The 10,636-nt window shown below is 32.5% G+C and carries 9 protein-coding genes; 3 read left to right on the forward strand and 6 right to left on the reverse strand.

Features of this window, described 5'->3' with window-relative positions; all coding sequences use genetic code 11:
* The first annotated feature begins 134 nt into the window (after positions 1 to 134).
* Positions 135 to 1,190: a UPF0104 family protein gene (locus tag ACJMLH_RS10460; RefSeq protein ID WP_405277438.1), complete on the forward strand. Its 1,056-nt coding sequence runs from the start codon at positions 135 to 137 to the stop codon at positions 1,188 to 1,190.
* Positions 1,191 to 1,296: 106 nt separating this feature from the next.
* Here the strand turns inward: ACJMLH_RS10460 and ACJMLH_RS10465 are convergent, their stop codons facing one another.
* The 3 genes from ACJMLH_RS10465 to ACJMLH_RS10475 all read right to left on the reverse strand — a co-directional run bounded on the left by ACJMLH_RS10465 (position 1,297) and on the right by ACJMLH_RS10475 (position 4,640).
* Positions 1,297 to 2,142, reverse strand: coding sequence for a hypothetical protein (locus ACJMLH_RS10465; protein ID WP_405277440.1), 846 nt, complete (start codon positions 2,140 to 2,142; stop codon positions 1,297 to 1,299).
* A gap of 330 nt (positions 2,143 to 2,472) precedes the next feature.
* Positions 2,473 to 3,543: a hypothetical protein gene (locus tag ACJMLH_RS10470; protein WP_405277442.1), complete on the reverse strand. Its 1,071-nt coding sequence runs from the start codon at positions 3,541 to 3,543 to the stop codon at positions 2,473 to 2,475.
* A complete protein-coding gene (locus tag ACJMLH_RS10475) occupies positions 3,540 to 4,640 on the reverse strand; it encodes an oligosaccharide repeat unit polymerase family protein (RefSeq protein ID WP_405277444.1) in 1,101 nt (366 codons plus the stop codon). Before ACJMLH_RS10475 ends, ACJMLH_RS10470 begins: the two co-directional genes overlap by 4 nt.
* Positions 4,641 to 4,756: 116 nt before the next feature.
* Between ACJMLH_RS10475 and ACJMLH_RS10480 the strand changes: the two genes are divergently transcribed.
* On the forward strand, positions 4,757 to 6,316 hold the full coding sequence (locus ACJMLH_RS10480) for a flippase (protein ID WP_405277446.1): 1,560 nt from the start codon (positions 4,757 to 4,759) through the stop codon (positions 6,314 to 6,316).
* Between the two features lie 77 nt (positions 6,317 to 6,393).
* Here ACJMLH_RS10480 and ACJMLH_RS10485 read toward each other — a convergent pair whose 3' ends face one another.
* Complete coding sequence (locus tag ACJMLH_RS10485; protein ID WP_405277448.1) at positions 6,394 to 6,645, reverse strand: hypothetical protein; 252 nt, start codon at positions 6,643 to 6,645, stop codon at positions 6,394 to 6,396.
* A 144-nt stretch (positions 6,646 to 6,789) separates the two neighbouring features.
* Here ACJMLH_RS10485 and ACJMLH_RS10490 point away from each other — a divergent pair, with 144 nt between their 5' ends.
* Positions 6,790 to 8,118: an MATE family efflux transporter gene (locus ACJMLH_RS10490; RefSeq protein WP_405277450.1), complete on the forward strand. Its 1,329-nt coding sequence runs from the start codon at positions 6,790 to 6,792 to the stop codon at positions 8,116 to 8,118.
* A 153-nt stretch (positions 8,119 to 8,271) separates the two neighbouring features.
* Here the strand turns inward: ACJMLH_RS10490 and ACJMLH_RS10495 are convergent, their stop codons facing one another.
* Together ACJMLH_RS10495 and ACJMLH_RS10500 are read right to left on the reverse strand one after the other, a co-directional pair.
* Complete coding sequence (locus tag ACJMLH_RS10495; RefSeq protein ID WP_405277452.1) at positions 8,272 to 8,994, reverse strand: hypothetical protein; 723 nt, start codon at positions 8,992 to 8,994, stop codon at positions 8,272 to 8,274.
* Between the two features lie 379 nt (positions 8,995 to 9,373).
* A complete protein-coding gene (locus ACJMLH_RS10500) occupies positions 9,374 to 10,597 on the reverse strand; it encodes a nucleotide sugar dehydrogenase (protein WP_405277454.1) in 1,224 nt (407 codons plus the stop codon).
* Positions 10,598 to 10,636: the final 39 nt, after the last annotated feature.

The following is a 10,636-nucleotide window of genomic DNA, read 5'->3' on the forward strand; positions in this document are numbered from 1 at the left end:
GTAAATACATGATTTTTCGATGCCCTACTTTTTACTATATAAAACAATTAAAAAAAATATACAATTTATTTGACTGGTTTTTAAAAGATTAATAATACGAAATTATTTATAGAAATATCGGATAACTTATTAATATGGATAAAAGGTCAGCTATTTTCATCATTGTTAGTTTTTTAATTTTAATAGTAATGTTCCATTTCATCGGAATTGAAAATGTTATAGATGCTTTAAAAAAAGCTAACTTAGGTTTAATAGCTTTGGCTATTGGAATCCAGATATTCACTTATTTTTTATACACTCTGCGCTGGAAACTGGTCAATGATGCGGTAAATATCAAGGTCAGCTTCAGAAGTCTGTTTCCTATGATGATGGTAGGACTTGCGGTTAACAATATCACTCCTTCAGGTCGTGGAGGTGGAGAACCTGTCAGGGCTTATATTTTATCTAAGGAAGAGGGTTATGATTTGAAAGATACTTTTGCAGGTGTTGTGGCCGATAGGGTTTTGGATACATTTCCATTCATTGTTCTTGCAGCAATAACCATTGTGGCGATGCTTTTGTACTTTGAGATTCCCACCTGGCTGGTTGTTGTTTTGGTATTGTCCGTAATAGGTATTCTTGTGGTTTTGGGAATTCTTATCTATTTATGTATAAATCAGAGTTTTGGAAATCGCCTTGAAAAATTCATTTTCAGAATCGTTAGCAGATTCTATAAAAAAAGTTCTGAAGATCTGGAAAAAAAGATTCATGACAATATCTTCGGTTTTCAGAAAACCATGTCTGTTCTGATTTTAAACAGGAAGCTTTTGTATTATACTGTTCCTTTGTCATTTTTGATTTGGATTTTTGAGATTTTAAGGGTATATATTGTATTTTTGGCATTTGGAGCATCTTTGAATGTGATTGTCATCGGTGAGGTATTCATTATTGCTTCTCTTGTCGGTATGATTCCACTTCTTCCGGGCGGTCTTGGGGCTGTTGATGGTGTTATGATTGGTTTTTATTCAAAAGCAGGTATTTCACTTTCACTTGCAGGACCTGTAACCTTGATTGAAAGATTGATTTCATTCTGGATGGCTACAATTATAGGTTTGGTAATTTTACCTTATTACGGTTCATCCGTTTTGGAAAAGATATCTCTCCGTTCATCAACTGAACAGCTTGATAAGTCCACAAGTGATGAAGATTAATTTTTCATAATTATTTCATCCGTTATTTTGATAGTGATGACATAATACAGACTTTTTTTTAATATTTTTGAAGTGCATTTCGTGAATGCACCTCAAAGTTTGATTATTACAGATTGTTGAAGTTAATGTCTTCGCTCAGCCCGTATCTGAAAAGAAATATTCCGTCGGGATTGGCCTCTGAAATGTTTTGGATTTTGGAGTTCATCTCATTTAGGCTAATTGGAGTCTGAGTTGCATTGTCAAAAGTCTGCACATTTGCCCACACTTTGGCTCCCTTTGAATGGTCTGCAAGACATGCAACGGTGTCTACTATGAATGTGTCATTTTCATTGTTGTTTCCGAAGTAGGTAAGCGGAACTACAAAATCAAAGTTTTTGCTGATTATGTCATAGTCGGTGCAGTATTTCTCCTTCAGCTGGTCGTATTCGGGCATGACATCAGAAGATATGATCAAATTAGGGTTCGCTTTTCTAAGCGCTCCTGTTGCATTCACTGCGAAATCTGAAATCGCCTGAGTGTATTTGTCATTTTCAGCTGATTTTGCTCCTTCATATCTCATGTAATTCATATGTATTCCTGCAATGCCTTTAAAGCTAGCATAATCTTTTAGTTCCTTGATTTTAGCATCGACGAAACTTTGGTTGGTTGGATTGTACCATTTTTCGTCATCATTGAAAATCTGCGCTAGCATGTGCACTGAAATTCCTTTGCTCTTTGCATCTGCAATCCATTTTTCAACCTGAACCTTGTCGTGTGTGTCCATGCATCGGTAATCCAAAAACAGATCAGTCACTCCATGCTTTGCCAGGTTATTGAAATCAACTTTGTCCATGTCCTCTGCCAAAATGCAGTATCCATAATGTGTGCCAGTATCATTCTGCGCACTGACTGCAGATACTGCAAAAAGCGATGCCAGAATCATCATTGCTATAACTGTTTTTCTGTTTAACATAGTTGTCTCCTTTGAAATTGATTTTTTATCGAAATTTTTACAGAATAGTTATATGTATTCCTAATTTTAATCATGTTTAGTGAACATTATAATATTTTTGATATTTTTCTAAAAACATTTTTTCAAGGCAGGGGAATGATTTTATTAAGGTTCTCTTTTATTGAAGCGGGTTTCGATTAACGTATTTTATTATTTATAATTCCCTATGATTATATAATCCATATTTTAAAGAGGCGCAAAAAAAGCCCATGATACTATGATGATTTTAATCAGTTAACTTTAATCTGAAGCATTAATAAATTAAAACTAAAAAAAGATAATTAGAGTATCTCATCGATACTGTTTTCTATGGTTCCAGATTTTCCTTAAACTACTTAGACCACCACAATTCTGGTCAAATGAATCCATACTTGTAGTTAATTCGGCTACTTTAAGACTTGCTTTACAACCATTTTTAATTAAGCGTTTGCCTTGAGGTTTTTTCATCCTAGAAATGGCATAAGTTATATCATGTGCAGAAGCAACGTTTATTCCTAAATCTTGAGCCAAATCATTACTTGCATGTTGGGTATGGAAACCCAAAATTTTCACTGCCGGAACGCCTAAAGCGCCAACTTCAATTGTAACTCCCATTCCGGCACAATAAATTACTCCTTGTGAAGCATTCATCAAACTAATTAAATCCACATAACCCTCAACAACAAAAATATTGTTTTTAGTGATATGAGGGGTTATGGCAGATGTTTCAAACCTGAATGGAATGACAAAGATTGTTTTATCAATTTTTTCCACTTCTTTAATTATTTCAGGAATATCTGAAGCTCTTGTATCTCCACCTAAAAAAAGAACATAAAAATCATCATGCTGATACTGTTCATATATTTTCTCAGGCTCTGATATTGGAACTCTGCTTACATATTCTGCCAGAGGATATCCTTTTATATTTACAGTATTTGTAATATCGTACATGTCTTTTAATTGTTTCATAGCTACCTTATTTGGAACAGTAATCAAATCTGCATAGGCTATCATTTCTATTGGGTTATAAATATCCTGTTCTATGTGAAGTTTGGGTATATTTAATTTTTTTGATGCTGCGATTCCTTTACGCACATCTCCTGCATTTCCACATGTTAATGTTAAATCAACAGGATGTTTTTTTAAAGCATTATATGTGCGGATAGTATCTTTTAAAACCAGTCTGGCGATTGTAAAATTGCTTCTTTTCTTTGTTGTGTTCCGTCGACCTTCACCTATTGAAAAAATTTCATTACTGTAAGGGCCCAATAATTCCATTGCCCCTTCACTATGAGTTAAAGATAAAATATCCGCATCGATTTTTTCAATGATAGGGATAAAGGCTTTTGCAGGAGCTGTTTCCGCTACAATAGCTATATTCATTTATTGCCCACCTTTTTTATATTGACTGTATAAATCAATATGATTATTGAAATTAAATAGAATAAAAGTACGACCAAATCAGTAGGTCCGGTTTCTATCCATATTATTAAATGAGCCAACAATATTGCATACAATCCAATGAAAATATTCTTGGCATTGATCTGCACTTTATAAATTAAATTTATTATAAATCCTAAGATTATCATTTGCAATGGCACGGCATATAATCCAAAATCCAGCAGTGCAGGTCCAAAAATTGTCGAAGTTGTTGAATGTGCATATCCTAATGTTGTTGAGCCAACAATCACCCTCGGATCTGAAGATTTGAAAAATCCCATCAATGTATTATATAATAATTGACCGTGAGTGCTGCCCTGTAGAAATACTGCATGGTCCAAGACCTGTAAAGTATATCCTGCCCTATAAAATAATAGTTCAATTGGAGTTGTTCTCCAGGCTTGCCATTCAATTGATTTGACTGCAATATATCCCACTACCACCAGCAATATAAATATGGCAATTATGGATAATATCAAATATTTCCATGGCAAATCCTTTGTATAATATGATGTTATCAATACGCTTATTACAATAGCCATTGCAGTTGTTCTATAACCGGTAGATACAAACAATAATAAACCTAATATAAACAATAAATAATATTTTTTGTTATCGTATTTTGCTATTAGAATATTAATTGATGGCAAAAAGATTAAATAACTTAATAACCATATCCTTGTTGCAGCACGTGCTTTAAGATGGCCGCTAAATAAGGGAATTCCTCCCAAGTAGATTAAATTTACTATTTGAAGCAATATTCCAATTATTACCAATGATAAAACTAAACGTTGCGAGAAAATTTTATTTATTTTTTCAGTATTCACATTAATTTCTTTATTCTTGAGAAAATAATTTGATAATACAAGGCCTATGATATAAAATATGATTCCTAAGAATATTACTCCAATAGTGTAAATATTAACACCAATTAACTTATTTAAATGATAATAAAAGGCTATTTCTGCAAATATTAAATAAATAATGACCAATAGAACAAATACCATTGGTGAAAAAATATCATATTTTTTATAATCCATAGTCATCTACCATAAAATAGTTAATTAGCCTAAAATAAATACTAAATATATAATTATATTTTTATAAAGTTATATAAACATTTTATTTTAATATATATTCAATTAAGTGAAAGAACATGTCTAATAAGGTACTTAAGAATAGTTTCATTTTAATAATTGGTAACTTACTTTATAGAGTAGGAGGTTACATTAACAGACTATTAATGAGCAGAATGCTCGGGCCTGAAGGATATGGGTTATATGGATTGACTTTACCATTTCAGGGAATATTTCAAATTTTATCTGCTGGCGGATTACCTCCTGCAATATCAAAATATGTTGCAGAATATAATGCAAAAGATGAAAAAGCATTGACCCGACAAGTTATTTATACCGCAACCAAGTTCATGGTTTTAATGGCAATATTATTGAGCATTATCTTATTATTTTCATCAGATTTTATTGCAAACGAAATATTTCATAAACCGCTGGTTGTATGGCCATTAAGAGCTGTTAGCCTGATAACTCCTTTTAGTGTAATTGTAGGAGCTATGAGGGGGGCATTTCAAGGTGTTTATAAAAATGAATATACTGTATATAATAGGATGGCCGAACAGTTAGCAACAATTGTTTTTGCTGTTGTATTTGTTTATTGCGGATTATATGCTATGGGAGCAGTATTGGGAGGAGCATTTGGTTTCATAGTTTCGGCTATAACTGCAGTGTTATTATATAAAAAATATATTAGTCCAATGTTCTATTCAGAAGATTCTTTAAATTTAAGTTTTAAGGAAGAATTAAAATTATTATGGATGTTAATTTGTTTTGCAGTACCTGTAGCTATTACTGCATTATCTGAAATGGCGATTTATGATGTTGGTACATTGGTTATAGGTGTTTTAATGTTATCTGCGGACGTAGGGTTTTATAATGCTGCTGATCCTATTTCAAGAATTCCCTTAGTTATTTCACTTTCAATTTCAACAGTATTGCTTCCTGCAACAGCAGAAGCTTATGCTTTAAGAAATCAAAAATTATTGCAGGAATATGTTGTTGACTGTTTAAGATATTGCATTCTTACAGTTATTCCAATGTGTGTGCTTATAAGCATGTTTAGCGTGCCTGTTATTCAGTTACTGTTTGGAGAAGTTTATACTCCGGGTTCGGGAGTTTTAAGTATCTTAGTGATAGGAATGTCTTTTTATAGCATATATATGATTAGTAGCAGCATACTTCAGGGTACCGGAAATCCTAGATTGCCGATGTATATACTGCTTTTGGGTACTGTAGTAAATATTGCATTGAATGCGTTTTTTGTTAAGCTAATGGGCATTATAGGTGCGGCCATTGCTACAACAATAACCACAGGGATATTAATGATTGTTATAATGCTATTGGTAATTAAGACTACCAAAATATCAATTCCCTGGAAAAATATATTGCTGGTGTTAATTTGCAATTTAATTTTAATGGTAGTTTGTTATGTAATTCCTAAAACATTAATTGGGTTAATCATAGGAATTATAATTGGTAGTGCAATCTATATTGTATCATTAATAAGGTTAAAAGTTTTAACAAAACGGGATATAAACTTTTTTAGTCAGTATATGAACAAAATCCCTATACTAAAGAAATATACTCCTAAAATAGTTAAGTATATTGAAAAAAGAGAACTACTATATGAAATGGAAGAGTAATGAAATATTATTTGCTGAATTACAATTCGAATTTTGAATATTTCATCAGATAACATTCGATTTAATGTAGTATCAGATTAATCATCCTCATTGGCGATTCTTTCAGATGCCTCTTTTCGAATTTCTATGTCATGACTTCGGGATACGATTAGGGGAAAGTATCCTGAAAAACTTATTTTTCTAAAAGCAGCCAATCGCACCTCTTTATCTTTATCATTCAGACACAAATCAAGCAATATAGCATCATCATGTAATTTATTGATTCCTTTTAATCTAACTTCAGGGTTGGAATGTCTGTAATCTGGTTTTAACTTATCCAACAATCCCATATAATCACCCCATGTATGGTTAAGTATTTATTCATATTATATATTATGTCTATGGATGAGTTTTCATTCATTGAATTTATTTATATATCACTTGAATAAATATCTTTAACTATGAATGAAGGCAACAATTTGAGTATTGATTTGGTGTCATCTCCGAAAAAATCATTTTGGAAACTAGCAATACCTATATTGTGCTTTGTTCTTTTTAGTGCAGTATATGGTCTTATAGACTTATATTGGGTTTCTAAATTAGATGCCCAGTCATTTTATGCCGTGAGCGTTTCATTACCTCTATTTACCTTAATCTGTGCTATGGGTGATTCAATTGGACAGGGGACTAATTCTCTGATGTCACGTTCAATCGGTGCAAGGGACTATGAAAATGCATATAGGGCAATATTTCACGGAATAATTATTTGTGTCATTGTCTGGTTTTTTATTATGCTCTGCGTACCGTTTTTAGATGATTTGCTAATCTTTGCAGGTTTGAATAAATCAATTGATTTGACTTTAAGATATTTGGTGCCTACATTCTTATTTTCAATATTTTTCATTCTACCCAATTTCTTTTCTGAAACATTGCAATCTGAAGGGGATTCAAAAAGACCTACAATAATAATAATTTTAGGCAATATCCTGAACTTGGTATTGGACCCTATTTTAATATTTTACTTCAATTTAGGAGTTGGCGGTGCAGCATATTCAACAATAATATCCTCTCTTATCACTACAATGATATTCATCTATTTATATGCTTCAAAAAGAACAAAAGTGCCCATTCATTTCAGATTTTCTAAATTAAACAGGCATGTGTTTTATGAGATAACCAATGTGGCATTTCCAAATTTCATTATAGATTCCCTATTCTGTACAATTTCTGTTTTCATAAACGGAGTGTTAATTAGGGACCTTGGCCAAATAGGAGTACTGCTTTATTCCACATCCATTAAAATCCAGGATATATTGATTACTCCACTTAAGGGATATGGCAGGGGATTAATGTGTGTTTCAGCCCAATTGTTCGGTTCTAGAAAAATTAAAGAACTTAAGGAATTTTATTTGTATGTTTTAAAGGTTTCAACAGCAACAATGATGGTCATTTACATTGTGTTCATAATATTTAGGGACCCAATCTACTATTCATTTTCAATATGGGGCATGGAATCTGGAGTCAAATATATTGCAATATTCGGTACATTCATTATACTCACTCGTGTTTTCTTGGTCATGGACTATAAAATAATAGATGCATTTGGTAAAAGTTATTACAACTTGGTATTCACTGTTATATTTATTTTTCTCCAAATAGCACTCATATCCATACTTGATTTCATAATTCCTTATGGGTCTTCAGTTTTAATTGGAATATTGATTGCACAGGTGATTATGACAATAGCATATGAAGTTTTCATAATGCATCTCTTCAAAAAATTTGAAAAAGAAATAGAAGAAAATACATTGGCTGTAATATGAATCAATTCAAGGATGGCCCACATTAAATTTTTAGTTGCGGTTTTTAAATTTTTTTAGTTTTGGATAATTGTGTTGAAAAGATTCCTTTAAAAACTTATGTATTTTCATGAAAGCTTCTGTGAATGACTATGGATACTATTTCTCTATTTGATTTCAATAGGCAGGCAAAGCATCAATAGCTCGGACTAGGTCTCTTGCAGTCAGTGTTTTGTTGTATTGGGTGTCATTTTGAGCGGTTTCAAATACGAATACATTATGATTCTTTTTTGCAAGAGGTATTGATACCCATTCAGGCGAAGTGCCTGTTTTGATAGTATATACGGGATAACTTAAATCGGCACCTACCTTATTGGCGTAATTCATTGTCATGCTTGATTTATTATCGACAACGCCAACATATCTCTGCAAATCCCAATAGTCTTCCATTTCATGAACATCTGCGATAACATAAGGATTATAATTCTCAATATCTGGAACAACAAATTCATTGGCTAACAGTTCGCCCATGTGTCTGTTGGTATTATAATCACTGGTATTCATTCCGCTGTCCTTGAAATTAAGTTTAATGAAGTATACGATAAACTTTTTATTAAGGCTGTTGTCCTGGGTAAAATTCATTAATGCATCATATGTAGCATTATGAATGCCTCCTTCAAGGCTATGGACTCCCAGTATTACTATTGCAGTATCGCTGGATAAAGCATTGCCGCAGGTTATTTTGTAAACGGTTCCATTGGAATTATTTCCAATTAATGTCCCGCATTCCTCTATATTTCCAATGCTATGATGTTTTCCTTGATTTGTAAAGGTAGCTATTCCTGCAAGAATAATAAGTAAAATTAATATTGCAAGTAAAATTTTAATTATTTTTTTCATTTTAATCTCATTTTATTATTTGTTTTCAATGTAATATAAATCCATCATCAAAGTTTCCAAATGCAAAAACATTAATCAATAGGACATTTGCATCTGTCTTCTCAAGAGGGGAAGTAAAAGAGTTTAATGTATCTTGTTATCAGATAAATAATAATATGTACCTATGTTATTAAACGAATTATCAAAGGAATATAACTTATTTGATAAATATTTTATGAATTGTAATATTTATTTTTTTTATATTGTGTTGGGTTTATATTAAAAAGAGGTATTTTTAATTTCAGGGTATTGATTTTGTTTTTTAACTCACACAAATCTAATTTTAAAAAATTAAATAAAAAAATAAGAAGTGATTCTTCAGTTTCAAATCACTTTTTTATCAGTCTCTTCTGAAGATGTCTCTTGTATATACCTTATCGGCAACGTCGCCAAGAATATCAGAATCAAAACGATTTGCGAGAATAACATCACTTTCATTCTTGAAACGATTGATATCGTTCACTACTTCTGATCTGTAGAATTCGCTTCCATCTTCTAATGTAGGTTCATAGATAATTATTGGAATTCCCTCTGCTTTTATTCTCTTCATGACGCCTTGTATTGCTGATGCACGGAAATTGTCACTGTTGCTCTTCATGGTAAGCCTGTAAACTCCGACTGTTTTAGGATTTCTTGAAATGATTTCGTCAGCGATAAAATTCTTACGCACAGAATTGGAATTAACGACAGCTTCTATCATGGTCTGAGGAACATCTTTGTAATTTGCAAGCAACTGTTTTGTATCTTTAGGTAGGCAGTATCCTCCATATCCGAATGACGGGTTATTATAATGTCCTCCAATACGAGGATCCATGCACACTCCATCGATAATCATCTGTGTATCGAGGCCTTTGGTCTGAGCATAGGTATCAAGTTCATTAAAGTAGCTCACTCTTACGGCAAGGTAAGTATTAGCAAAAAGCTTGATTGCCTCGGCTTCTGTTAAATGCGTCAATAATATTGGAATGTCCTGTTCAGGACATCCTGTCCTTTTTTCTTCTTCTCTTGCACCTTCCAGGAGGAGGTCTGCAAACATTTCACCTTCTTCTTTTTGATCTTCATCGCATCCGACAACTATGCGGCTTGGATGAAGATTGTCATAAAGCGCTTTTGACTCACGTAGGAATTCTGGACTGAATATGATGTTCTTTATTCCATACTTTTCACGCACGGATTCTGTATATCCGACAGGTATTGTTGACTTGATGACCATAAGAACGTTTGGATTAACTTTAAGAGTCCATTCTATAGCGTCCTCAACAGCTGATGTGTCAAAGAAATTATTTACATCGTCATAATTTGTTGGTGTTGCTATGATGACAAGCTCAGCATTTTTATATGCAGCTTCCTTATTGGTAGTTGTATGGAGATTAAGTTCCCTTTTCCCCTCACGGGTTTCTTTAAAAAATCTTTCTATTTCATCATCTTGTATTGGGCTAATGAACTGATTTAATTTTTCTGCTTTTGATTCTGTTGTTGTAATAGCAGTAACCTCATGTTTTTGAGCTAGTAGGACAGCAAGGGAAAGTCCTACATATCCTACGCCTGCAACTGTAATTTTCATTATAAATTGCCTCCTTATATATCCAATTTTCTATTATAT

Source organism: Methanobrevibacter sp., from assembly GCF_045116495.1.
In the GTDB taxonomy this organism is placed as follows: domain Archaea; phylum Methanobacteriota; class Methanobacteria; order Methanobacteriales; family Methanobacteriaceae; genus Methanocatella.